The sequence below is a fragment of the Carnimonas bestiolae genome (genome assembly GCF_051251145.1).
GTDB lineage: Bacteria > Pseudomonadota > Gammaproteobacteria > Pseudomonadales > Halomonadaceae > Carnimonas > Carnimonas bestiolae.
The window spans coordinates 48,367-74,227 of sequence record NZ_JBPCZK010000003.1 but is presented as its reverse complement, the minus strand read 5'-3'; the positions used below and the strand labels follow the sequence as shown (position 1 = coordinate 74,227).

Sequence of the window (25,861 nt, the reverse complement as noted above, 5' to 3'; positions counted from 1 at the left end):
GCATGTCCTCTCTGACCGCGCGACTTAAAGAGTTCACGCTCCCCCCTAAATTGGCGGTGTTCCTGACACCGTCAACTTCTGCTGTACAGTTTGCTGTCAAAGCCGTGGTGGCGATGGCGCTAGCGCTGTACATAGCCATTTATCTCGACTTCGACCGGCCCTACTGGACGCTTATTTCTGCGGTGTTCTTGCAGATTCGCCCGCAGGGTGGGCAGGTCATCGAGAAAGGCATGTTCCAGATTGTCGGCACAGTGCTGGGCGGCGTACTCGGCCTGATTATGCTGGGCCTATACATCCAGACGCCTCCTTTGGCACTAGCGACAATGGCGATGGTGGTGTTCGTGTTCTCGACCCTGTCGTCGATGACGCACAACTTCAACGTTACCTATTTCTGCGCTATGTCCGCAGTCACCATGAACCTGATCGTGGTGATATCACTGTCAGGGGACGTGACGAGTAACCATATCTTCGAAATAGCGGTTCAGCGCGTCAGCGAAATATGTATTGGCGCGCTGTGTGCCACTGTCTCGAGTATGCTGTTGTGGCCGCAGCACGTTGAGCGAGAGATCACCACGCACGCACGCGGCGTTATTGCCAAAGCGCTCGATTCGATGGTGCTGCACCTGATTGTTGAAGATAAGCGCCGCGAGCGTCACGGCTCATTGCTGGCGGCCATTGGGGCAGTGGAGCTACTCGAGGCCGACGCTAATCCAGTGGTGTACGAAGGCCCGACGGGGCTTGGTAGGGCGCGTGCGGCACATATGCTGGCGCAGAAAACGCTTAGCCTTATCGCGGAAATGCAGGTCATTGGTCACCTGGTACGTGAGCATCCCGACTGGATCAATCCCTCGTTGCAGCATGTCTTCGATAGGCTGCGTGAAACCGTCAAGCAAGCAAGCGAAGAGAAGGACCTCGCGGCCAGCCGTAAGCTTTTCTCCGACCTCAGGAAAGAAGTTGGCAATATCGCCGACAGTGAAATGAAAACGCCCTTGCAGCATCGTGCTCTGCAAGGGGTGAAGGAGGTGCTGCAGCACCTCGTGGTGATGCACGACGCCTGCCGAGGGGTCGCCAACCATCGCAGTGTCAACCTGCGTGCTCGCCCCATTTCGCGTACCTATGATGTGCTCTCATCCATTACGATTGGGCTGCGCTCGTCGCTGATGTTCGCCTGCGGCGCAACGCTGTGGATCGCAACCGGTTGGGATGTTGCGTTTCTGACCATGGTGCTGCCTATAGTCTTCAGCATCATGTTCGCGCAATCGCCTATCAAGGCGGTGCTGCGCGCGGTAACCGTGGGCAATCTGGTCGCGATTCCCGTCTCGCTGATCGTTAATGGGTTGATTTTGCCGGTAGCGCCAGGGTTTTATGAGCTGCTGGTGCTGTGTTTCATTTTACCGATGGGCCTGGCGGTACTCGGCTTCTCAAGCAGGCCTACCATTGGTTACGCACTGGGCTTTTGCCTGACCTACATCATCATGACGCTGCCCGGCAACTACATGGCCTTCGATCTGGTGGGGTCGTTAGAGCGCGGTCTGTCGATATTCATTGGCGTGCTGACTCTTTATACGCTGTTCAGGCTGGTGCCAGCGCCTGGCCCGCTGATCATGCGTAAGCGCCTGATTAGCGCTACTGCTGCCGACTTGGCGTCGTTGGGGCTACGCAGTGAGGACGACAGCGAGTCATGGCTGAATGGTCGCTTGATCGTCAGGATTCAGCGCCTGGCATCGATCGAAAACACCGAATCACAGCACAGTCTGATTGAGCAGGGCCTGCTCGGATTGAATCTGGGGCACGCCATCATCAAACAGGCGCATCGCTTTACGCTCGACGGTGATGATCCGCGGTTGCGCGCCGCCATGCGGCAGTGGCAGGAGGCGCTGTCCGAAGCCTATCTGGCCAGCGCATGGGGCGACAACAACGACCAGCGCTTTGTCGCAGTCAGTCGTGAAATGTTCGATATGATGGAACATTCGCGGCATTTCGATGAGACCAAGCTCAAGCGTTTTCAGGGGCTTTGCTACCGCATCATGCTGACGCTACGTCGCAATGCAGGGGTGAGCGAAGACCAGCTGGGTCAGCTGCCCGCCACGCTGTTCCCGGGACTCGCCAAGCGAGCGGCGGCTGAAGAGGACGAAGCGTCCAGTCAGCAAGACGTGAATGATCCCCCCATCGCCGCTGATGACGATCAAACGGGTCAGCCGACTGACAATCAGGCGTCTAGCGATGAAGGCGATGGCGGGGCTACCGGGCAAGACGATGCCGAAGATGGTAGTAGCGATGGTACGGATGGGGACGACGATGATAGCGAGGATCCACCGCCGAATAACGATCGCTAATCTGCTGGTTGCTTACGCGGAGTAGGAAGAAGTGGGTGCCTGGAGATGGTGGTTATCTCAGGCACCCACATTGTTTGGTGGGTCGCTCAGATAATGCGTTTACGCCCGCGTCGCTTTTCCAGCGCTTGCAGCAGCGGATTATCGTGGCCGCGATGCGCAACGTTAATCAGCTCGGCTTCGGATAACCATTTTCTAGCGGTTGTTTGAGTCGCAGAACGGTACATAATGGTGCTCCTTGAGAGTGGGGCGTTGTTAACGCGCTGTTACCCAACCAATGGTAATATGGAGCTATTGCAAAACCGTGACTGAATTGAACGCATGTTGATGGATCGTCCGTTATCATAAATTCAGATGTGCGCTTGAGCGCTCAAGTGTACCGACAGCCTTGACTCACGCGGAGTAGGTAATGAACAAACCGAGCCTGTGGTTTTCTATACTGCTCGCGCTGCCCTTCAGCGGTGCGCTAGCGGCTGAACAGGCCGCGGCCGATGGTCATGAGCAACAGGCGGAGCACTCATCCAGCAGCGCTGCCGAAGCCAAACAAGAGGCTGCTAAGACCAGTGACGATAGCAGCGCCGCAGAGGCCAGTAAGACCAACAGCGAAAGTGCTGCTTCCGACGACAGCGGTAGCGCTAGCCAGCAGGATCATAAACAGGAAGCGCCAAGCGATCCCCAGCTATCGCCCACCGAGTACGTTAATGCACTCCTTCCTTCGTTAACGGTGGCGCGTGATTTGGGCCGTAATTGTCATGTCGCACTGGAAAAAAACAGCGACGATAAAAAAGTCTGCAATCAGTTCGATCGGGGGCTGAAAAATCTGGCGGCCAAGCAGAAAGATATCGAGTCGAAGACTCCACGCCCTAGCGATACCTCCAGCGTCGATCCGCAGCTGATGAAGCGTTTCAACGCAATGCAGGATGATTTGCGCAGTGAAACCGAGTATTTACGCGCTTACCGTGCCACTCAATAGCGGCGTCGGCCGTATCCTCTCGTAAGCACGCGCGCCAAATAGAAACGCCCGCTGCCGCCATGAGCATTGTTCATGGCAGCAGCGGGCTTTTTTATGCACGGGAACGATTGGACGGCTACCGAATAGTGCCCTTTGGCACGGTGTTGAAATGGCAAACGCTACTGCGGTAAAAATCGCCATTACGTCCCCTGAAGCAGTTATATGGGGTTGATTTGTCGTTAACTGCCCCCATCATGTCATTCAGTGAATGTCAGAACGGCTCTTTTTAGGAGGAGGCAACCATGGCAGTCGGATGGGCAAGAGATGGTGCTGTTCAAGACCAGATCGACAGCACCGTAGAAGATGGCGTAAACGAAGCACGCCGCCGCTTGCAGCAGGCTGGCCCTAGCCTTGCTGAATGCGAGGAGTGCGGTGAGGCAATCCCCGAAGCGCGGCGAGAAGCGATCCCAGGCGTTAGGCTATGCGTTGCGTGTCAGGCCGAGCAGGATAAAACGCAGGCCCACGCAGCGGGCTACAACAGACGCGGCAGTAAGGACAGCCAACTGCGCTAACGCTGCCGTCGCCGCCATCAGCGCGGTCTTTTCGCTAGAGCGCGCCATGCGCACTGCCTTCCTCGCGTGTTAATATTAGCGCAATCCATTTAAGTCTCAGGGCAGACAAGCCACCGGTGTCGTGCTGCCCTTCAGGAGGTTGTCATGTCGGCAGTTTTCCCCGAGGTGCGCATGCGCCGATTGCGCCGTACCCCGCAACTGCGCGCTTCTCTACGCGAAACCCAGCTTTCCGCCGAGCAGTTGGTCTATCCCATCTTCGTTGAGGAAGGCATCGACGAGCCGAAGCCCATCGAGGGCATGCCGGGACAGTTCCGCGTGCCCGAAAAACAGCTTGTGCAGGAAGTTGAGCGGCTTGCCAAGCTGGGGCTTACGGCGATCATGCCGTTCGGCATCTCTCACCATAAGGATGAGGTGGGCGGCGACGCGTTGAAGGAAGATGGGCTGGTGGCTCGCATGACCGGCATCATCAAGAAGGCGGTGCCAGAGCTGACGGTGATTCCCGATATCTGCTTTTGTGAATACACCTCGCACGGCCATTGTGGGGTGATTCACGATGGTCAGGTCGATAACGATGTCACCATCGAAAATCTGGGCCGTCAGTCGGTGCTTGCCGCGCGCGCAGGTGCCGACATCATTGCGCCTTCTGCGGCGCAGGACGGCCAAATTGCCGCCATTCGCAAGGCGCTCGATGGCGCTGGCTTCAATGAAACGCCGATCATGGCTTACTCGACCAAATTCGCCTCATCGCTGTACGGTCCCTTCCGTGAAGCAGCAGGCAGCGAGCTCAAAGGCGATCGCAAGCAGTATCAGATGGACCCCATGAATCGCCGAGAAGCGCTGCGCGAGTCGCTGCTCGATGCGGAAGAGGGCGCCGATATGCTGATGGTCAAGCCAGCGCTGGCCTACCTTGACGTGCTGGCTGACATTCGTCGTGAGAGCCTGCTGCCGCTAGCGGCATATCAGGTGAGTGGTGAGTACGCGATGATTCGCTTTGCCGCTCAGCAGGGCGTGATTGACGAGGAAGCCGTGGTGCGTGAAACCTTGGGCGCTATTCGTCGCGCCGGGGCCGATATCATTCTTAGCTATTTCGCCCCTTATCTGCTTGAGCGCGGGCTTTGATAGCCTCGCAAGCCTGAAGCAAGCGACCGCCGCAGTGATGCGGCGGTTTGCGTTGGCTGCCATGGCCAAGTGTCAGCCTTCCCGTGCGGCTAATGCTGGCGAAGGGGATTATTCCCCTTTGCCTCGCGCCAGCCACTCTTCGCGCAATATTCCCATGATCATGGTATCCCAGCGCTCGCTGCCTACCTGGGCAGAAGAGCGTCGCGTACCCTCATAGACAAATCCCAGCCGTTGGTAGGTTCGAATGGCGGCGGTATTGAAGGGATACACGTTCAGCTCGACGCGCTGCATGTCATCCCGCGCGAACGCGTTATCCAATGCCAGCTTTAGCATATCGCCTGCCAGCCCCGCGCCGCGTGCTTCAGGCGCGATCACCACCTTGCCAACACGACCCACCCGATTTAGCCAATCGCAGGCAATCTGCACGTGTCCCACTATGCCCAGCGCGGAATGGTGCGCCATCCAGCAACGTCTTCCCGGTCGCGCGCCAAGGCTATCATCGAGATGATGGCGAAGCTCGTGTTCCGTTAGCGGGAAGGGCTCGCTTGGGCCGCCCCATTGCGCAACGCTGTGGCGATCCGCTAACCAGCGAATTAATAGCGCGAAGTGAGCTTCGCTAAACGGCACCAGAGTAAGCGTTGCCATAACGATGTCCTGACAATGGGCGAGAGAATGAACATAGCGGGCCAGTGACGACGGAATCATCAACGCTGGCTGTCTCTCTGAATGGTAGCGCGCTATCGGTATCAGAGCGATATTTGCGGGCCGTGGTCGTCGCCTGAGACGTAATGCCATGCTGGTCGCTGCCAAGGCTTCTCAAGCAGCAGCGGTGGGGCTCTGCGCTAGGCGAATGGGGGCACGTCAGCGTTGGCGCTGATGCGTGTCAACGTTTAGAGTGTGGGACAGTTTTCGAATGTTGCTGGTCGCTGCGTCCAGCAATGCAATAGGGTGACACTGCTTCCAAGGAGCACAATGATGGAACGTCGAGCGCTGGGTAATACTGGCTTACAGGTAGCACCGCTGGTATTCGGTGGTAACGTGTTTGGTTGGACAGCGGATGAAAAAACGTCATTTTCGCTGCTGGATGCGTGGTTGGACGCTGGCTTCAATACGGTGGATACCGCTGACTGCTATTCGATTTGGGCAGACGGCAACGCAGCGGGTACGTCGGAATCGGTGATTGGTCGATGGTTCAAGGCGAACCCTGGCAAGCGCGATCAAACCGTGCTGATTACCAAGGTGGGCGCTGACCTGGGCGATGGCAAGAAAGGCTTGTCCAAGCGCTGGATCAGTGAAGCAGTAGAGGACTCGCTGCGCCGCCTGCAAACCGACTATATCGATCTGTATCTGTCGCACTGGCCCGATCCCGACACCGGTTACGATGAAACGCTCGAGGCCTATCAGGCGCTGCTCAAAGCAGGCAAGATCCGCGCAGTCGGTGCTTCTAACCTCGATGCCGCTCAGCTGCAGGAATCGCTCGATGTGGCGAAGCGCGAGCAGCTGCCGCGTTATGACGTGCTGCAGCCGGAATACAATCTGTATGATCGTTCCGCGTTCGAAGGACCGCTTAGCGAGCTGTGCAGCAGTGAAAACATCGGTGTGATCACTTATTTCAGTCTCGCCTCTGGCTTCCTGTCTGGTAAATATCAGTCGAAACAGGATATCGCGGGCACGCAGCGCGAGCAGTTCCTCGGTAAATATTTCGATCAGCGCGGCTTGAATATCCTCGACGCACTGCGTCAGGTTGCCGAGAAAACCCAGCACAGCGCTGCCGAAGTGGCGCTCGCATGGCTGATCTCGCGCCCCGCGGTGACTGCGCCTATTGCCAGCGCCACCAGCCTGAAGCAGCTTGAGAGCCTGGCCAAGGCCGCGCAATTGACGCTGTCGAGCGACGATATCGCGCTGCTCGATCAGGCCAGCGCCGAGTAAGCCATTGGCGTTGCCAGTATGGACTGGTAGCTAACGGCAACAGCAAGAAGCCCCGGCGTGATGACACGCCGGGGCTTCTTTACGAATGGACTATAGTGCAGCTATCGCCGCGACGCCCAAACGGCTAAATGCGCTGGTAGTGTTGATACCAGTCGTTGAGTTTTTCCAGTAGCTCGCCCTCAAACGGCAGTGAGCGCTCTTTCGTCAGATCGATGCACACATAGACAATGTCAGCGCTAGCCAACTCGGTGTCACCGCGATAGATGCTCTGGTGAAGGATGCCGCTTCTTTTACCTTCGACAATCGGCTCGAAGGTGCTGCGTACCTCGATACGGTCGCTCATATAGGCGGCCGCTTTGAACGAGATGTTGATATTAACCACTACAAAACCGTACTTGTTTTCGGTCATCCATGCCAGGCCGCCGGTATCCTCGAACATTTCCCAGCGCGCGTCTTCCATGTAGGTCAGGTACATGGCGTTGTTAACGTGCTGGTAAATATCGATATGGTTACCGCGCACCTTAAAGTGGCAGATATGAGACATCGTTCTCTCCTCGACAGCGCCGGATCTGGCGATACTCATCAAGGTATCGTCTTGTAGTGTATTTTGGCGCAGTGGTTACTTGGCCGCCTTGCGCTATCCGCGCGAGCGACGTGCATACCCTGCGGGATTCAAGCCGCGCAGTTCACAGTATTCACGCAAGCGCCCGCGCACCAGCAGATCAGTATGCTGAAGGCTGGCAACGTCGGCGGCGCCTATCATGGTCATCAGCGTACGCAGTTGCTGCTTCCATTCTTCAAGCATGGCAACCAACGCCTCTGGGCCGTGATTCACTAAAGTATGCAGTACCTGCCCCGAAACGCCCACGGCTTTCGCGCCCAGCGCCAGCGCTTTGAGCACGTCCAGCGGGGTTCTAACGCCGCCGGAAGCGAGCAGCTGTGCACCGCTCAACACCGGGGCTGCTTCGATCAACGAGGCGGCGGCAGATTGCCCCCAGCCCTTGATGTAATCCAGCTCGGCGGCAGGACGGCGCAGGTTCTCAATGGCGATAAAATCGGTGCCGCCACGGCCGCTAACATCAATCAGCGTGATGCCGCGTTCCTGCAGCAGCCGAACGGTGGTATCGCTCATGCCGAAGCCGACTTCCTTGGCAATTACTGGCACGTTCACACGCTCACGAATGGCCGCAAGATTGTCGAGCCAGTCGCGAAAATGGCGATCACCTTCAGGCATTACCAGCTCTTGCGGTGCGTTGATATGCACCTGAAGGGCGTTGGCATCCAGCATCTCTACCGCTTGTTCGGCCAGTTCGGGCGGGGTCCCGACGCCGACGTTGCCCATCACAAAGCCATGTGGGTTGTGTTCACGTAGGGTGCTGAAGGTATCCCGTAGCGCGGGGTTCTTCAGCGCAGCACTTTGCGATCCGGTCGCAATGGCGAGCCCGGTAGCCTCAGCCACTTCGCCGAGTTGGCGGTTAAGCTCGCCGGTTTTCTGGCTGCCGCCGGTCATGCCATTGATGTAGAAGGGCAGTGGCCACTCGCTGCTACCAACCGATGTACTCAGGTCTACCTGATCGCAATCGAGGCGGGGCAGGGAATGGTGCACGAAATCCAGATCATCGAATTCGTTGTGGCGGCTCTCCTTGAACAGCGCCTCCGCATGGGCAACGTGGTCATCCTTGCGCTGCGACTGGCTCATGCGGCGTGCCTCTTCTCGTTATGCACCTTCAGCGAGAGGGGAAGAATGCCATTGCGCGTCCAGGCATCGAGCAACGCCGACACATCATTGTCGGCATTGAAGATGGCAATGCCGCAGTCGCCGCCGCCCGCTCCCGAGGTTTTGGCCGCGCCGCCATAGTGCTCTGCTTCGGCACATAAGAGATCAAGCTCTGGCGTCTCGATACGGGTGTCGGCGCTTTTTCCCAATGAGTGCAGCAGACGACGATACACGCGAATTTCAGCCTGAATGCATTTGGTATCGCCTGCTTCGAAAGCGGCCACCATTGCCTTCATGCAGCGTTTGGCATTGCTGAGGAAGTCGTCGTAATGCGTGGCGCTGTCGCTTTTACGCGCCTGTACCATCGCGACCAGTGCCGGCGTTGAGGCCGGTGCGCCCGTCCAGCCGATCACCAGATGCAGATCGCTGGGGGCGCTTAGGCGGCGCACGTCGAGATGTGGCCAGTCGCGGCTTAGCATATCGGTAACGGTGTGAGTCGCGCGCTCGCGGCGTGCCCACTCACGATCGAAACAGGTATAGGCAATCCAGCCACCGTAGGCGCTAGCGGCCAGATCGCCGCAAGAGCCGTTGGGCTGAATATCGACCTGGGCCAGCGCGGCCAGCTTGAACAGCATCAGCGGCGAGAGCGCTAGTGCGTAGAAACGTGCCAGTGCCTTGATGGTCGCGACAGTCACGGCACCGCTCGAGCCAAGCCCGTACTTGCGCCCCGAAGAGTCGTCCAACTGGCTGTCGATGTCGAGATGGTAAAAGGCCAGTTCGCGGCCTTGCTCGCGAGCGTACTGTTCGGTAACAGCAATAGCGGAAAGTACGTAATCGAAGGGGTTTTCTTCGCGCTCGAGCACCAGCTTGTGATCACCGCTGCGCCGCCAGCGCACCGGTAAGCGGCCATACTGGCTGGAGGTGAGTGAGCCGACTTCTTCGGAGGCGGTCAGACGAACGCGCAGAAAACGATCAACGGCAACCAGAATGGCCGTATTACCCGGCTCGATCACCGCGTATTCTCCCGCGATGTAGAGCTTGCCGGGGGCTTGTTCCTCAATAACTGACACTTACGCCTCTCCGTTACCTGAATCGATATCAACCTGGGCGGTTGTGTGAAATGGCCGTCACGGCTAGCGGCCATGCTGCGCCTTTATTGGGCGTTCAGCAATTCTCGACGACGATACCGGGACCCGGGCGCGCAGTCAGCAACGCCTGCTCGCCTACTGTAGCCGCCAAAGCGCGCTTAAGCACGGCGAGTTCAGAGGTCCGAGTGATAATCTTAACATTGGGGCCAGCATCCATCGTAAAGTAGCACTGGTGCCCTTGGGCACGCAGCTCGCGTACGGTTTGCATCGCTTGCAGGCTACCGCTTTCCCAATAGCAGAAGGGCGGTTCTGCTGCCAGCATGCTGGCATGCATGCGCATTGCGCTCATCTCTGCCAACTCGCCCATGCGCGTGAAATCGCCCTCGACCACCGCCTGCTTCATTTCGCCAAGACGCTGCTCGGCGTCGTCCACCCACGCTGGGTAGTATGGTGAAGTCTCTACGGTACGGCGCATGCCTTCGCGGCTTGAGACCGGCTTGTGCGCTGCGTTAATCACTACTACCAGCATTGCGATGTCGTCGTGTAGCGGTGATTGCAGCGGATACGCGTAAGAGCTTTGATCGTCGTGACCGGCCTGCCATAGCGCAAAGCCACCGAAGATTGAGCGGCTAGCGGAACCTGACCCCTTACGCGCCAGTATCGACAGTTCGCGTTCGCTGAGCTCAAGCCCGAGCGCCTGCGAGGCCGCCGCCGCTAGCGCGGCAAATGCCGAGGCCGAGGAGGCCAGCCCCGCGCCAGTGGGCACCTCGTTATAAGAGCGCACTTCGGCGCGCCAATCGACGCCTTTCAATTCACGCACGCGATCAAGGAAGCGACTCACTTTGGCGGCAGCGCTGGCATCCAACGGCTGGTCGTTAAGCACCACCGTATCGATACCGCGCTCTTCAACGAAACGTACCTCAGTGGTGGTATGAAAGGCATCCAGGGTGAGCGACAAGCTGCCATTCATAGGCAGAATCAGGTCGTTGTCACGTTTGCCCCAGTATTTGCTCAGGGCGATGTTAGTGTGAGCCTTGGCTCGCGCGTGATGAGCCATTAAGACAATACCTCACCGTCGTTATGGGAAGTGGCGCCATCGTTGTGCGCATCGAAGGTATGAATCCAGGCGCGTTTGGCGCCGTCGCGGCGCAACCCCTCGGCAACTCGCTGAGCGCTGCCAACACTGTCACACAGCGCTAGCATGCAGCCACCTGCACCGCCGCCGGTCATCTTGGCACCCACGGCACCGTGGCGATGGGCGCTTTCGACAAGATGATCGAGTTCGACGCTGCTGACGCCTAAACGCACCAGGGCAGCATGTGCCTGATCGAAAATGGTGCCCAACTCAGTGAGTTGATTGTCGCGCAGGCAGTGCTGTGCGTCATCGGTAAGCGAAGCCAATAACTCAAGATCAGGGTCTACGTCGGCCGGGGCGTATGCGTGGCGTGCTCTTAACGCCGCCACCGTTTGCCGCGTTCCTCCGCGAATCCCCGTGTCGGCAATAACCACTGCACCGGACAGTGCAATATCAAGGGTGGCGAAGGTGCCCTGATGGAAGTACACCGGCGCACGCGCTGATGTCGCCACAGCATCAAGACCGCTAGGACTGCCGTGAGCGATGCGCTCGGCTACCTGCACCAGCTCAAAAAGCTGATCGGCGCTGGCCTCACGACGGTGGTAATCGAATAGCGCGCGAATGATGGCACCGGCCGATGCGGCGCTCGACCCCATACCGCGCTCGACGGGGACATCGCTGTCCAAAGTAATCGAGAGCCCTTCACTGGATTCGTTTAGTGCCTCAAGCGTGGCTTTGAGTGCGCCGCGGATGCCGGCCAGCTGGTCGGGCATTGCGGCCAGTGGGCCATCGTAAACTTCGCTGGTAAACCAGGGTTCGCGCGCTTGACGGTGAACACGAGCGCGCATGGTGACGCCCAGCAGCGGAATGGCGATGGCCGGGTGACCAAACACCACCGAATGTTCGCCAATCAAAATGAATTTTCCGCAGGCGGTGCCACTGCCAGAGCGGAAGGAGTCAGGCTGCTGCTCGCGTTCCATTATCGCTGTTCCAGATAGGTCGCTTAGCCTTATGGCAAACGGCACGGCACAGAGCGCTAGCGGTGCTCGATCCGTTTGCAATAAAGCCAATGCGGTGAAATCAAAGTGGCGATCAATCAACAGTTACCCGCGCCTTCGCCAACAGCGCGTGGGTCATCATTCAAGCGGGTAGTGCCGCGTAATGCGAGCCTTACCGCGGCGCATAGGGTACACGAAAACAGGGGGATTTCGCACCCACAATAGCGTTTCAGGGGCAGGGCACAGGGGGCGGTTGTGCTTAACAACCGTGCGGCATACTACCGCGCAGCGGGGATCGCATCGTCGTTGGCTAGCTTGCTATACTATGCGCGCCCGCCATGGCGGGTACGGTTATTACTCACGGTCCGCCCTTTACGCGGGCGACCACTGTGGAGATTCATCATGTCATCTGTTGCCCTCGAGCAGCCGAGCGACGGCATTGTCGTTGCCGCGTTATACAAATTTGTCACCCTCGCTGATTACCAGCAGCTACGCGAGCCGCTGCGTTCCTTCATGCTCGATCACGATATCAAGGGCACGCTACTGCTGGCCGCTGAAGGTATTAACGGCACCGTGTCAGGCACTCGTGAAGCCATCGATGCGCTGCTCGAGTGGTTCGCGCAAGACGAGCGTTTTGCGGGGCTGGAATACAAGGAATCGCTTGCCAGCGAACATCCTTTCTATCGCACCAAGGTCAAGTTGAAGAAAGAAATCGTGACCATGGGCGTGCCGGGCGTCGATCCCAATCAGAAGGTGGGTACCTATCTGGAGCCGGAAGAGTGGAACCGCCTGCTCGACGATCCTGAAGTGGTGCTGATTGATACGCGCAACGACTACGAGGTGGATATTGGTACTTTTGAAGGCGCGGTTGATCCGAAAACCAAAACCTTCCGCGAATTTCCTGGCTATGTGCGAGGCCACTACGACCCCGAGAAGGTCAAGAAGGTCGCCATGTTCTGCACCGGCGGTATCCGCTGTGAGAAAGCCTCCAGCTTCATGCTGAACGAAGGATTCGAAGAGGTCTATCACCTGAAAGGCGGTATCCTGAATTACCTCAAAGAGATTCCTGAAGAGCAGAGCAAGTGGCGCGGTGAATGCTTCGTGTTCGATAACCGGGTGACCGTCAAGCATGACCTGAGCGAAGGCGAGTTCGACCAATGCCATGCATGCCGCCATCCCGTTTCCCACGAAGACCGCGAATCAGAGCATTATGTGCCTGGCATTAGCTGTCCACACTGCTGGAACACGCTGAGCGAGAAAACGCGTCAGCGTGCTTCAGAGCGCCAGAAACAGATCGAACTGGCCAAGCAGCGCCACCAGCCGCATCCCATTGGGCACACGCAGCGCTAACATTGCACGCAGCCGCCTTTATCTCTTAACAGCGAGAGGCGGCTTAGTGTGATCTTCCGTGCTGCTGACTCTTTTCTGAAATGCGTGTGCTGTTGATTGGCATGCGCCAGCTTTCATGAAAACTCTTCCAAGATTCCTTTCTGGTAGACGGCCTGCTCGTTCTTGGCGGTGCAAGCTGGCCTCCTTCGAGCACTCTATTTCCCCGACAGAAGCCTATATACATTACGAACAGCCAGATCGTATCGCGATAGGCGCAAACGCTCACCTATATGGTGGGCTTTTTTGTGTCCGGAATAGGTAGATAGGGTGGTCTCTATTTGTTATCAGTAATGATTGAAGAAATAATTAATAAGTACAGTTTGAATAAAGTAAGTTTGCGAACGATTATCTTGCTTATTAAATGGTAAAAATAAAATATTTAGCTAGGAAAAATAGCGAAACCAGTAATATTATTATCTCCGATTAGTTTTCCCTAAGTGTAAATGCTTCTTAATGCGCCGCTGCGTAGTGGCGGTAGCGTGGTTGTTAGCGCTCTCGAGGGAGAAGGTGACGAGTAGGGCGCGCCCAAGCGTATAGCAATCACCATCTGCAACGCCCAACGGTATTGGTGAACAAACAATCACACTATTTTAATCGTCATCGGTCGTCTCTTTTGGGCGTCTCGCCATCGCCATTATCCGCCGTTCTTACTTCTGGTTCATGCAATGCTGTTGAAATTACTTCTGGTACTGCTTTTAGGCAGTGCGCTCAGTTCGGCTGCTTATGCGCAGTCAGCGACCTCTTCTGCCACTCAAACACTGATTCAGCAGCGCCAGCGTGAGGCATTGGATGCGGCCGAGCAGCAGCGACGATCGTTGCAGTCATCGACAGATATCACACCCCACAACGATGCCGTTCCCGACGATCACTATGCGCCTTGCGTGCGCATTTCAACCTTCCATTGGCAGGATCAGGCACGCATAGCGTCACCTTCGTTTAAGAAGCGATGGCAGCAGCAGTATCAGCACCAATGTTTGAGTGTTGCGCAACTGCAACATGCCGCCGACGAAGCGTCCAATCAGCTGATCGCACAAGGGCTGATTACATCGCGCGTGGTGCTGCCGCCTCAGCAAGTGGGGAATAACACGCTATTACTCAGGGTAGAGCCGGGACGTATCGAAGCGATCACCCTTGATGGTCAGCACGCTGCCGGTCTTGCGATGATTTATCCGGGCGCGGTCGGTGGTGTGCTTAATCTGCGTACCTTGGAACAGGGGCTCGATCAGATTAATCGCTTACCCACCCAGCAGGTCACCATTGATATCGAACCAGGCTCCCGCCCCGGGTATTCCGTTGTCGCGCTGAAACATCGCAATCAAACCGTACCGCTTTCGATAAATGCCAGCGTCGATAACAGCGGTCAAAAAAGCATCGGCGAGCGGCAGGGCAGTATCGGGCTTACTCTCGACTCCCCGCTGGGGCTGTTCGACCAGTGGAGCGTTAACGCGGGGCATGATCTTGAGCTGCGTTCAGGCACGCGTAACCAGTATGGCGCGTTCAGCATGTCGCTTCCCCTCGGTGCCTGGACATTCGGTTTGAATGCCAGTTGGGTAGATTCGCGTCAAACGCTATCGGGCGAGGGGGCCTCCTGGCCTTATCGTGAAATGAACCGCCAGCAGCAGTTAACGGCAGATCGCTTGCTTTATCGTGATGGTCAGCAGAAATTAAGCCTGGGTGGATCACTGCAGCGCATTGCCAAGGACAGCTCGTTGGCCCATCAGCAGCTCGCGGTAAGCAGCCCTCGGTTGACCATGGTCTCGGTGAGAGTCAACTACGCGACAACGCTAGCGGGCGGATACTTCACTGTTGCGCCATCGCTCACTCAAGGCATAAGTGGTCTGGGGGCGCATGCGCCCGCTGCCGAGGGAATGCCTACCCATCGTCCAACGCTTTGGAATCTTGCCAGTAGTTATTTTTACCCTCTTACCAGCGATCTCTCGTACATCACTTATTTAAGCCTTCAAACGACGGCGGATGATTTATACAGCAGCCAACAGCTTTCAGCGGGCGGCGAGTATTCGGTGCGCGGATTTAAAAACCAGTATTTCACCGGGAATAGAGGCGGGTACTGGCGCCATCAACTGGATTGGAGCCTCTCTGAGCTGCCCGCTGGACTCGGTCAGCCGGTTATTTCCTGGGCGCTGGATGGCGGTTGGATCGACCGCCAGCACGACCAGTTTGCCGGCGGCGGCATGCTCGGCAGTGCGCTGTCGTTGGCGCTGCAAGGCAGGCATATAAGTCAATCGTTCACGTTGGGAACGCCCGTCCTTCATTCAGCGGATATTTCCCCTGATCGATGGATTACCTACTGGCGAATTTCCGCGAGCTTGTAAGCGCTGTTCTGCGTCCGTAAGGCTTGGCAACAGCTTACCGTTCTCACTCTCTTTATTGATTACGACCGCAGCCGCTCGGCGTTGAGTGTGCTGCGGTCGATGTGTTGCGCGCCATTCTTTTAAGGCTGGCGCTGTACGCGAGCTGTTCTCTGTACCGGCTCGGTATCAAAAGTAGTTAAAACATCCCTTAAAAAATTAAAACCACTCCTCTCACCAATGATCGGCATCATGCACGGGAACCACTGAAATGGCGTATCAGCCACGCTTGCGTCGGGCCACGGCGCTTATCCTGCTATCCACCTTTTTATTCCAATCGATTGAAAGTGCCTGGGCAAGCGGTGTTACTGCGGCCAATGGGAAAACGACGGTTATTCATCAGAATGGCAGCACGGTCGTTAATATAGCGGCCCCTAACAAAAGTGGTATTTCGCATAACCAATACAAGAACTTCAACGTCGATAAGTCCGGGGTAACGCTTAATAACCAAACCAAGGACGGTTGGGGGGCGCTTTCCGGCGACATCAAGGGCAACCCGAATTTAAAGGGCAAACCGGCAGGGCTGATCATTAATGAGGTGACAAGCAAATCGCGCAGTGAGCTGAAAGGCACTCTGGATGTCGCGGGAAACAAGGCAGCGGTGATGATTGCCAACCCCAACGGGATTAGCTGCGATGGCTGCCAATTCACCAATATGCAGGGCATCACGCTTACTACCGGTAAGCCGACGCTGGATAAAGACGGCGCTCTGGCCGCGCTAGATGTGAATGGCGGCAAGATTGTTGTTGGTACTAACGGATTGCAAGGCACTTTCAAAGCCAATAGCGGAAGTGCGCTGAATTACGTCGAGATTATCGGTCATGTGGCCGAACTGCGGGGCAGGGTAGAAGCCAATCAGTTGAAGGTTACCCTCGGCCGTAATCGCATCGATTATGGCAACGGAGCGGTCTCAACCAAAGGTGCCCCCAACAGCGAATACAAGCCTCCCTCTGTTGCTTTAGACAGCAAGGGCATAGGGGGGATGTATGCCAATAGCATCAGGCTGATAGCCACAGAGAAAGGGGTAGGCATTAATAGCCGCGAGCTGGAAAGCCGGCGCGGCCATATCACCATCGAAAGCGCCGGTGAATTGAAAGGCGCCAGCATTAAGGCGAAACAGGATCTGAATGTCCGTGCTCCCTATGTGGAGGGAGCGCGTAGCGGCAGCTACCAAGCGGGGCGTGATATCACCGTTGTTACGCCATCCTTTGCCAATGCGGGTAGCTGGAAGGCAGGCAATGACTTCAGGCTGCTCGCCAACAAGGTTGATAACCACGAGGACGGCGCGCTGCTGCAGGCAAACCGCAATCTCACCATCCAGAAAAATGCCGTTGGACATAAGAGTGCCGAGGTCAAGAACCGCTCGGGCACTATCAAAACCAATGCCGGTGATCTGGTTATTCGCGCTGATACGTTGACTAATAAACGAAGCTGGTATCACACCAAAACTGTCGATGTGAAGCCCGATTCGCAGAGCGTTAGCGTCAATGACAAATCCCTCTCTGACCACGGAATTAACAAGTGGTTTGGCCACGTGGATTTGTACAACGATGGAAACTTCAACGTTTCCCGTAAGTACGATCGAGTTACCGACGCTGCTGCGCCAGGCGTTATTTCTTCCGGCGGAAATCTGTACGCAAATACCGCAGACATCACAAACGATAAAAGCCGCATAAGTGCGGCAAAGAATGTTTATTTAGCAGGGCAACGTTATACGGGAGTGTCTGGTCAGTTAGCTGAAACAAATGGATACAAGCTGCTGACGCAAGGCAAGAACGGTCAATGGTCGGTGAGAAACTACTCCATTGCCAAGATAACCGGTACTGATCCGGCAACCGTTACCGCGGGTGAAGACCTGGTACTGGATTTCAGTCGCAACGTTACGCTGCGTGAGCGTAACCTGCCCGACGCGAAGGAAATTCACTATAACCATCCTACCGAATCGCTTAAAGCAAAAAATATTCTGATTAATAGTGGGTACATCGATATTACGACCGGCGTAAACGCTAGCCAAACGCTTAAATTACTTTCATCAGGCAAAGTGTACATGAAGGGCGCTTACCTCGATGTAGGTAAGGACCTTTGGCTCAGTAGTAACGACAGTATCGCTTTAAAGCAATCTGATCTGCTCGCCAATAATATCGATCTCATTAGCAGAAACGACACTATTAGTATTGAAGGCTGGAATAATCTTTTCAGTGATGCTCGTGAGTCCACCTTGCCGCTTATCTATGCCAAGGATGCGTTATCAGTTCAGGCTGGTAAAAATATTCATGTAAATGACATAGGAACAACGCATTCGGGGGAATTGCTCCTGAGCGCTGGCGGCTCTATAAATGTCTCGTCTTCCAATGATTATTTGGGCAAGCGTCCCGAATCGCAAAATAGAAATTTATCATTAAAACAGACCTCTTTTGACCGCCGTCTTCAGGATGCGAACAGCTTCTTCACAGATCGCGATATCACTCTGCTCGCCGGTCAAAATATAAACATCACCAAAGCGAGGATGAATGCAGACCAAGGCAAGATAAACCTGAGCGCGGGACAGGACATTACGTTGCCTGTTCTCTCGTTGGATCCTGCCTTTAATAAGTTTTTTGCCACCTCTCGTGCGCCTGAACTAATCAGTACTCTCAATAGCAAAAATGGCGTAACGCTTCTTGCCGGCCGGGATTTATTGCTTCCCGCAACTAAAATATCCAGCAATAAAGATATTAACCTAATGGCTGGGCGCGATATTAACCTCGGCGCTCATGTTTATAGGATTGTCGATGGCAAAAACTTTGACGACAAGATAGTTTTTGCTGATCTTCATTCAGGCGCGGGTTCCATTTCGCTGGCAGCAGATCGTGCTATCGACCTCTACGGAAGTGAGTTACGTGCCAACCGAGATATGCACATATCCAGCGGCGGCGATACATCACTGCGTAGCGTGCCGCTGTACTTTTACCACCTCGTTCATCATGGGCACACCGAGGGGAAAACGCAAAAACCCTCTTTCCTGTGGTCCCGAAATAATGTTGATATTTTATCACTAAAAAGCCTTTTGTTTCAGGCCAGTAGCATAAGAGGAAAATACGGTAACTTAGATGCTGCTGCCAAAGGTGGGTTCCTATTTGCATCAGCGGAAGAGGAAACCAGCCATTACGAAACGAAAAAACGGAAGAAAAAAGGGGGGCTCAGCGGCGTTTTTGGTGGTCATAAAACAGAGAAACATAGTCATGACGATGTTCATCATCGGGTCGCTCATTTCACTGCCCAAAACGATATCAATCTTCTTAGCCGAGACGACAGCACCTACGAGGCAAGCAAGATTAGCGCGGGCAAGAACGCCGCATTAACCAGTGAGCAAGGGAAAGTAAACTTCAAGGCGGTTAAAGACAGCACATTCGACCAAACTATTTCGAAGTCTTCTGGCTTCTATATAAAGAGCACCGATAAAGGGTTCAAAGAGGATGTGTGGCGGCTTCCTGTTATTTATACAGGCGGTGCGCTTACCGTAGACGCCGCTAAGGGAGTTACTGCCGATATCAAGCGTCGGGAAGGGCAGTCCCTCGATGACGCTGTTAACACCCTGGCAAAGACCTCTGGCCTGGGGTGGTTGAAAGACATCAATAAGCGCAAGGACGTGCAATGGAACACCGTACAAGACGCTTATTCCAACTGGCACCACACGCATAAATCGCTCAACCCAACCGTTGGGGCTGTTATTGCCATCGCCGTTGCTGCCGCAACATCGGGCGCTGGTATCGGTGCCTTTGGCGCAACCACGGCCTCGGGTGTTGCTCTTGAGGGAGCGGCGACAGCGGGGATGGCCGCGTTAACTTCCCAGGCTGCTGTCGCCGTGGTTAACAACCAAGGCAATCTCAGCAAAGCCTTCAAGGAGCTCGGTAGTAGCCATTCGGTGAAATCCATTATCGCCTCGATGGCAATCAACGGCTCTCTTTCTGGCCTCGACGCGGTCGCTTTCGGCAAAGCACCGACGCCCAACTCCGGCATTTTGCCACGCTTAAACGACGGCCAATGGAATGCAGTAGCAGGCCGTGTCGCCGCACAAACCATGTTCGAAGCGAGCGTCAATCAGGCCATTTACGGCGGTAGTTTCAAGGACCAACTGGTCGATGCCCTGCTAGCCAACAGCGCCTCCCAGATTCAAGCGCAAGGCGCCAAAATCATCGGCGATAACGGCGACGTTCTCGGCGCGCCAGGTAAAGCGGTTTCGCATGCGGTGTTATCCGGCATGACCGCTGAAATAGGCAAGGGTAACAAGAGAGGTGCAATAGCCGGCAGTCTCGCCGCAGAGTTGGCTGCGATCACTCTTGGCGATAATACGATTGAAGCGAAGGACTGGGCCGAGCAATCAGAACGCCAGGCTCAGTTAGTGCGAGCATTGGGTGGTGTGGCTGGGGCCGTATTTACCGAGGATCCAAGTGGAGCCTACAGCGGCGCCACCGGTGGCGAGAATACCTTCCGCTATAACTATCTCACTCATCATCAGATAGAACTGCAAGAAAAGGAACTCGCCAACGCTAGTTCCATGTGGGACCGGCAAATTATAAGAATGAAATGGGGCCTACAGGACGGTAAGCAGGACGGCGCCTTGGCTGCAGGATTTATCGCAGGCATTCCCGCGAACATGGCGGATATGGGGATGTCCATTCTGGATACGGCAGCAAACCCGCTTCAGCTGTTCGGAAATCTGACCGAACTGGTCAAAAATAATGCCTGGGGTGAATTGGCAGACAACGTTAAGCAAGACTATATAAACCGAATAAATAGCATAAAAGAAAATTATGAAAAAGCCGGCGTAAGCGGCGCCTATACCTCGGGGTTAGAGACCGGAAAAATAGCCACAGATATAGCTCTTATATTTTTGCCGCTAGGCGGAGTAGCGAGATACGGTGTTAAAGGTGTCGAGCTAATTTCGAGTATAAAAAAAACGCCGACCATGCAACAAAAAATTGTCGAATCGGTCGGTGTAATCGACAGTAGTAAATTTAGCTACGTCGATGATCTTCCCTTCAACCCGTATGGGTCTCTAGGCGCAGCCAAACCCTGGTCAATTAAAGCCCGACTAAAATATGCTCAGTTACCTACAGTGGGAAAAATTAGATTTGTTCCTGAAGAGAAATACCATCCCAGTAGTCCGTTATTGAGGGGAAAAAACAATGGATATTTCGATAGGTTTGGTAATGAATGGACTAAAGGTCCCAGCAGAACAGCTGGTCAAGCGTTTGAATGGGACGTACAGTTGTCTCCTAGAGGACAGTCCATGTTAGGCCATCTATCTAGGGATGGTAAGCATATTAACGTATCTTTAGATGGGAGGATTACCCATAAATGAGTGTTGATCGAATAGATTTTTACAGTGAAGTCATGGTCAGGGACTGTGCTAAGAGTCCCGAACTAAGAAATAAAAAGGCTATTGTGATGGGCATAAGCGAGGAAGATGGTATTGTATATGGATACGGTATCAGCGTCGAAGGAATGTTCAATATTTATCGTGTAGGCAGAGATGAGATAGAACCTACTGGTAAAAAATACAAAAGGGAGGACTTCTACAACGGCTCTAGTATAGGTGTGACTCCTGACGGCGAATTAACACGAGTAAATATTAAGAAAGATTGAACTTCGGTTTCGCTAAGGCTCTTGCTATTTTCAGCAAGAGCTTTTTTACAGCATCTATTATTGATTCAACTTCTGTAACTTTTCGCGCTGTTTGCTGGGCTCATGACTTGTGCTCATACAGTGTGTTGCAAAGAGGATGATCATTTTTGGGTAAATAGTCTTTGGCTGTCGCTGTTACTTCTCACAAAAATTGGAATTTTAAGAGAAGAACGCTGCAACACTAGCGCTAAAGTGATTAACCAGACCTCACGGTCGGGAATTGTAGCGCGTCTTAAAGTTCATAGGCTTGGCCGATAGCGTCTGAAGTTAATCCGTGCTGGGCGGGCCCTAGTAAAGCTCAAGACTGGTAGTCGTGGTGAAGATGCGCTCTCTAATGCCAGAGGTAATCCGCTAGCTATTCACGCACAAAGCCAGATTTTCTTAGGCACTCCTCCCCAAACTTGTAAACACCTCACGCCAACGCCTGCCAACGCCTCTAAAGGTGAGAGAGCAATAGCCGCCCTCAATACCCCCAAAGTACGCGTATGTTGTGATGGCCGATGGCGTAGGAATAGGGCGGTGATGTCGGAAAAAGCAGTGGACCGCCAAGGTGGACGGTGCGAGAGGAGCGTTAGACATTCAGGTTGTCGATGTGCGGTTGGCGAGCAGTGGGTAAAGTTTTACTTATTAAGCGGTGTTTTGTTGCTAGGCTTTAGCTGCTAAGGCAAGGTTTAGGCTGTTATCGTCGGCTATCGCGGCAGAATGGCTCCTTTCGGTGCGGTTGTCGGGGCGGTGCAGGGTTGGTATGTCCTGTTGTGGGCGAGTCGCGGTCTATCTCCCGTGCCCTGCCATAAGCCCCGAGTCAGCCAGGCCGGCACACCAACACACTGTTAATCAAGGTGAACATCCCCTCTCATGAGCACTGTTTCGACCCTCGGTATTATTGTCTTTCTGTTCCATCTGGGTGGCATTCTTGCGGCTATCGACGCGATATGGCGCTCGCGAACGCCGCAGGGTGCTATCGCATGGGCGGTGCTGTTGGTGGTCTTCCCGTACTTCGCGCTGATTCCGTATTTTATTTTTGGCAGCAATCGTTTTGAGTCATTCGTTAAGGCGCGTCGTGATGAGCGTAACGAAGTCAACACGCGTATTGGTGACGTGCCATGGCGCCGTTCGGTGGCGGAGCAGGGCGATCAGGGCTTGCCTGCCGCGGCGAAACTGACACAAATGCCGATGCTGGAAGGCAACGACGTTCGCCTTCTGGTCAACGGCGAGGCAACCTTCGAGGCCATCTTCGACGCCATTGACCATGCGAAGTCACAGATTGTGGTGGAGTTTTTCACCATTGCCGAGGATGAGCTCGGTCAGGAGATGCTCGATAAATTGCTGGCGCGCGCGGCCGACGGCGTCGATGTCATGCTGCTGTGTGATGGGATAGGTAGCCACGGCTTGAAGCGCTCCACGCTGGAACGCTTGCGGCAGGGTGGCATTAAAGCGCACAAGTTCGTGACGTCTTCGGGGATTGGCTATAACCGTTTTCAGGTGAATTTCCGCAATCACCGTAAACTGGTCATCGTGGACAGTGAGCGCGCCTTTGTTGGCGGGCACAACGTCAGTAATCTTTATATCAGCAAGGAGCCACCGCTGGCGCCTTGGCGCGATACGCATATCGAGTTGCGTGGCCCCATCATCAACTGCTTGCAATATTCCTTCGCCGAAGATTGGTATTGGACGACAAAACAGTTGCCCGAGCTGGGCATGGCAGCCACCGAGCCGGTTGGCGATAAGAAGTGTCAAGCGCTGCCCACGGGCCCTGCCGATGGTAACGATACCTGCGTTATGGAATTGCTCGAGCTGATTGGTAAGGCAACCAAGCGAGTGTGGATTAGTACGCCGTATCTGGTGCCGGATGACGCGGTGTTTGCGGCATTGCAACTGGCGGTTAATCGCGGCGTTGATGTGCGCATTCTGGTGCCAGGGCAAGCGGATCACATTACCGTTTACCTGGCGAGTTGCCTGTTTATGCGGCGCGCCTTCCAAAGCGGCATGCGCATCTATAACTACCGTCAGGGATTTGTGCATCAGAAGGTATGGCTGGTTGACGACGAGTATGCGGTGGTCGGCAGTGCCAATCTCGATAACCGTTCGCTGCGGCTTAACTTTGAATTGATGGTCGCCACCTTCGATGCTGCATTCGCTAGCGAAATCGAACAAATGCTGTTGCACGACTTCAGCGAGTCGCGCGAGTTGGACCAGCAGGCGCTCGATCAGGTGCCCATCTGGCGTCAAATAGGAGGGCGGCTGGCCAATCTGGTAGCGCCGATTCTGTAGCGGCAGCGTGCTGTGTAAGAGAAGGTTTGCTTCTCGATGGCTACCGGCGTCGCGTTTTGCGGCGCCGGTAGTTTTCGATTCCCCCAGTGAAGACCGCCGCTTGCAATCCCATCGCCGTCGTGGCTAATAGAAGCAGTGCGCCCGCCGTAAAGTCGGGCGCTGCGCGGATTATTAGCGTTAAAAAAACAACAGCTGCTGCACGTCTTTATCGCTTTTTCCTGAAGAGGCCAATAACAATGAAGGTTAGCGTGTTGTGCACTGCCTTATGCTTTCTAGGAGTTTCCTGCATGTCTGATGCCAGTTCTCACCCCAATGTTGCCAGCACTTCTGCAGAAGGCGATCAATGGCAATGGTTGGAAGATATTCATGGCGAGAAGCCGCTCGATTGGGTCAAGCAGCAAAACCGTAAAACGCTGGCTCGCTTTGGCTCAGGCGAAGCGTATCAGCGTACACGTGATCGCGTGCTGGAAGTACTCGATTCCGATGCGCGTATTCCGGCGGTGGGGAAGCGCGGGGAGTACTTCTACAACTTCTGGCGCGACAAAGACCATCCGCGCGGTCTGTGGCGCCGTACCACGCTCGATGAGTACCGCAAGGAGCAGCCGCGCTGGGAGGTATTGCTCGACGTCGATGCACTGGGCCAGCAGGAAGGCAAACGCTGGGTGTGGCACGGTGCTGGCTGTCTGGCACCTGACTACCAGCGCTGTCTGATTAACCTGTCGCCTGATGGCGGTGATGCCAGCGCGGTGCGCGAGTTTGATCTGGCCAGCAAGACGTTCGTGGAGGGAGGCTTCGAGCTGCCCGCAGCGAAAAGCAATGTCAATTGGCGTGATCGCGATCATCTCTATGTCGCCACCGATTTTGGCGCTGGCTCGATGACTACCTCCGGGTATCCACGTATCGTCAAGCTATGGCAGCGTGGTACACCGCTTTCCAGCGCTAAGGTTGTCTTCGAGGGTGAGCCCCAGGACCTGACGGTGATGGGCGGGCACGATTTTACCAAAGGTTTCGAGCGCGATTTCTTTCATCGCCAGCGCTCTTTCTTCGAGGGCGAGACCTTTTGGCGCACGCCAGAAGGAGAACTTCAGAAAATCGAGATTCCTGCCGATGCCGACGCCTCGCCGTATCGTGAGTGGCTGCTAATCTCGTTGCGCAGTGATTGGCAAGTAGCAGGGCAACACTATCCTGCAGGTTCGCTGCTGGCCGCTAAGTTCGACGATTTCATGGCCGGAAAGCGTGATCTAGTCAAGGTGTTTACCCCAACCGCCACGCGCTCACTGGCGGGCTATTCCACCACTCGGCACCATTTGCTGCTCAACGAAATGGACAACGTGGCCGGTCGGGTAGAAGTAGTGACTCCCGGCCAGGGGGAGTGGCAGCGTCGCCCGCTGGGGGATGATATCGCGCTCAGCAGTATCAGTGCAGGCGGTGTCGATGACGAAGAAAACGACGACTACTGGCTGTCGGTAGAAGGCTTCTTGAAGCCCGCCACTCTTTACTATGGCTCGCTCGATAGCAGCGCAGCCCCTGACAAGCTGAAGCAGGCACCGGCCTTCTTCGATGCTTCGCGCTATCAGGTGCAGCAGCACTTTGCTACCTCCCGCGATGGCACCCGCATCCCTTACTTCGAGATTGCTGCCAAGGATATTCAACTGGACGGTCGCAATCCCACACTGCTGTACGGGTACGGCGGTTTCGAAGTCTCATTGACGCCGGATTACAGCGGCAGTATTGGCCGCTCGTGGCTGGAGCGTGGTGGCGTTTACGTGATTGCCAATATTCGCGGCGGCGGTGAATACGGCCCGGGCTGGCATCAGGCGGCGCTTAAGCAGCATCGTATGCGTGCCTATGAAGATTTCGCGGCGGTTGCCAGCGACCTGACCAAGCGCGGCGTTACTTCAGCGCAGCATTTGGGCGCGGAAGGCGGCAGCAACGGCGGTCTGCTGGCGGGCAATATGCTAACGCACTATCCGCAGCTGTTCGGTGCCATTGTCAGTGAGGTGCCGCTGCTCGACATGAAGCGCTATACCCATCTGTCGGCGGGGGCATCGTGGATCGGCGAATATGGCGATCCCGATCAGCCTGATCAGTGGCAGTTCATCCGCACCTTCTCGCCTTATCACAACATCGACGCCAACACGCACTATCCGCCGGTGCTGTTCTACACTGCCACCAGCGATGATCGCGTGGGGCCGGTACAGGCGCGCAAGATGGCCGCCAAGATGCAGGACATGGGCATCCAGCAGGTGTGGTTCTACGAGAACACCGAAGGTGGCCACGGTGCTTCCGTGGATAATCGCCAAAGTGCTGAGCGCATCGCCATGACCACGCAGTTCTTGTGGGACAACCTGACCGCTAGCGAGTAGCGAGCGCAATAGCCGC

The 25,861-nt window shown here is 55.3% G+C and carries 18 protein-coding genes; 11 read left to right on the top strand and 7 right to left on the bottom strand.

Going from position 1 to position 25,861, the window contains the following annotated elements:
* The first annotated feature begins 2 nt into the window (after positions 1 to 2).
* Positions 3 to 2,336 carry an FUSC family protein gene (locus R84865_RS05310; protein ID WP_435639035.1) on the top strand — a complete coding sequence of 778 codons (2,334 nt, stop codon included), beginning with the start codon at positions 3 to 5 and terminating at the stop codon, positions 2,334 to 2,336.
* 86 nt (positions 2,337 to 2,422) lie between these two features.
* On the opposite strand, the gene R84865_RS05305 is transcribed toward R84865_RS05310, so the two are convergent.
* Positions 2,423 to 2,560: a hypothetical protein gene (locus tag R84865_RS05305; protein ID WP_435630981.1), complete on the bottom strand. Its 138-nt coding sequence runs from the start codon at positions 2,558 to 2,560 to the stop codon at positions 2,423 to 2,425.
* Between the two features lie 182 nt (positions 2,561 to 2,742).
* On the opposite strand from R84865_RS05305, the gene R84865_RS05300 reads away from it, so the two are divergent.
* From R84865_RS05300 to hemB, 3 genes are all read left to right on the top strand, one after another.
* Positions 2,743 to 3,306 (top strand): hypothetical protein, encoded by a 564-nt coding sequence (locus R84865_RS05300; RefSeq protein WP_435639034.1) that lies wholly within the window; start codon positions 2,743 to 2,745, stop codon positions 3,304 to 3,306.
* Between the two features lie 281 nt (positions 3,307 to 3,587).
* Entirely contained in the window at positions 3,588 to 3,857 is a 270-nt protein-coding gene (locus R84865_RS05295; RefSeq protein ID WP_435630979.1) for a DksA/TraR family C4-type zinc finger protein, read from the top strand.
* A gap of 144 nt (positions 3,858 to 4,001) precedes the next feature.
* Positions 4,002 to 4,976 carry a porphobilinogen synthase gene (gene hemB, locus R84865_RS05290; protein WP_435639033.1) on the top strand — a complete coding sequence of 325 codons (975 nt, stop codon included), beginning with the start codon at positions 4,002 to 4,004 and terminating at the stop codon, positions 4,974 to 4,976.
* A gap of 108 nt (positions 4,977 to 5,084) precedes the next feature.
* Here the strand turns inward: hemB and R84865_RS05285 are convergent, their stop codons facing one another.
* Positions 5,085 to 5,621, bottom strand: coding sequence for a GNAT family N-acetyltransferase (locus tag R84865_RS05285; protein ID WP_435639032.1), 537 nt, complete (start codon positions 5,619 to 5,621; stop codon positions 5,085 to 5,087).
* 327 nt (positions 5,622 to 5,948) lie between these two features.
* Here R84865_RS05285 and R84865_RS05280 point away from each other — a divergent pair, with 327 nt between their 5' ends.
* A complete protein-coding gene (locus tag R84865_RS05280; protein WP_435639031.1) occupies positions 5,949 to 6,905 on the top strand; it encodes an aldo/keto reductase in 957 nt (318 codons plus the stop codon).
* A 124-nt stretch (positions 6,906 to 7,029) separates the two neighbouring features.
* Here R84865_RS05280 and R84865_RS05275 read toward each other — a convergent pair whose 3' ends face one another.
* The 5 genes from R84865_RS05275 to mvk all read right to left on the bottom strand — a co-directional run bounded on the left by R84865_RS05275 (position 7,030) and on the right by mvk (position 11,765).
* A complete protein-coding gene (locus R84865_RS05275) occupies positions 7,030 to 7,449 on the bottom strand; it encodes an acyl-CoA thioesterase (protein ID WP_435636561.1) in 420 nt (139 codons plus the stop codon).
* A gap of 93 nt (positions 7,450 to 7,542) precedes the next feature.
* Complete coding sequence (gene fni / locus R84865_RS05270) at positions 7,543 to 8,604, bottom strand: type 2 isopentenyl-diphosphate Delta-isomerase (RefSeq protein ID WP_435630974.1); 1,062 nt, start codon at positions 8,602 to 8,604, stop codon at positions 7,543 to 7,545.
* Positions 8,601 to 9,692, bottom strand: a complete 1,092-nt coding sequence (locus R84865_RS05265; protein WP_435639030.1) for a phosphomevalonate kinase — start codon at positions 9,690 to 9,692, stop codon at positions 8,601 to 8,603. The genes fni and R84865_RS05265 overlap by 4 nt, the downstream gene beginning before the upstream one ends.
* 94 nt (positions 9,693 to 9,786) lie before the next feature.
* A complete protein-coding gene (gene mvaD / locus R84865_RS05260; protein WP_435636563.1) occupies positions 9,787 to 10,767 on the bottom strand; it encodes a diphosphomevalonate decarboxylase in 981 nt (326 codons plus the stop codon).
* Positions 10,767 to 11,765: a mevalonate kinase gene (gene mvk, locus R84865_RS05255; protein WP_435639029.1), complete on the bottom strand. Its 999-nt coding sequence runs from the start codon at positions 11,763 to 11,765 to the stop codon at positions 10,767 to 10,769. Before mvk ends, mvaD begins: the two co-directional genes overlap by 1 nt.
* Positions 11,766 to 12,185: 420 nt before the next feature.
* Here mvk and trhO point away from each other — a divergent pair, with 420 nt between their 5' ends.
* From trhO to R84865_RS05225, 6 genes are all read left to right on the top strand, one after another.
* Positions 12,186 to 13,133 (top strand): oxygen-dependent tRNA uridine(34) hydroxylase TrhO, encoded by a 948-nt coding sequence (trhO, locus tag R84865_RS05250; RefSeq protein WP_435639028.1) that lies wholly within the window; start codon positions 12,186 to 12,188, stop codon positions 13,131 to 13,133.
* A 704-nt stretch (positions 13,134 to 13,837) separates the two neighbouring features.
* A complete protein-coding gene (locus R84865_RS05245) occupies positions 13,838 to 15,505 on the top strand; it encodes a ShlB/FhaC/HecB family hemolysin secretion/activation protein (RefSeq protein WP_435639027.1) in 1,668 nt (555 codons plus the stop codon).
* A gap of 247 nt (positions 15,506 to 15,752) precedes the next feature.
* Positions 15,753 to 20,885: a two-partner secretion domain-containing protein gene (locus tag R84865_RS05240; protein ID WP_435639026.1), complete on the top strand. Its 5,133-nt coding sequence runs from the start codon at positions 15,753 to 15,755 to the stop codon at positions 20,883 to 20,885.
* A complete protein-coding gene (locus R84865_RS05235; RefSeq protein WP_435630967.1) occupies positions 20,882 to 21,169 on the top strand; it encodes a hypothetical protein in 288 nt (95 codons plus the stop codon). The genes R84865_RS05240 and R84865_RS05235 overlap by 4 nt, the downstream gene beginning before the upstream one ends.
* An 894-nt stretch (positions 21,170 to 22,063) precedes the next feature.
* Positions 22,064 to 23,479 carry a cardiolipin synthase gene (gene cls / locus R84865_RS05230; RefSeq protein ID WP_435639025.1) on the top strand — a complete coding sequence of 472 codons (1,416 nt, stop codon included), beginning with the start codon at positions 22,064 to 22,066 and terminating at the stop codon, positions 23,477 to 23,479.
* 287 nt (positions 23,480 to 23,766) lie between these two features.
* The gene (locus R84865_RS05225) at positions 23,767 to 25,845 is read left to right on the top strand and encodes a prolyl oligopeptidase family serine peptidase (protein WP_435639024.1); all 2,079 of its coding nucleotides are present in this window, start codon (positions 23,767 to 23,769) and stop codon (positions 25,843 to 25,845) included.
* Positions 25,846 to 25,861 lie beyond the last annotated feature (16 nt).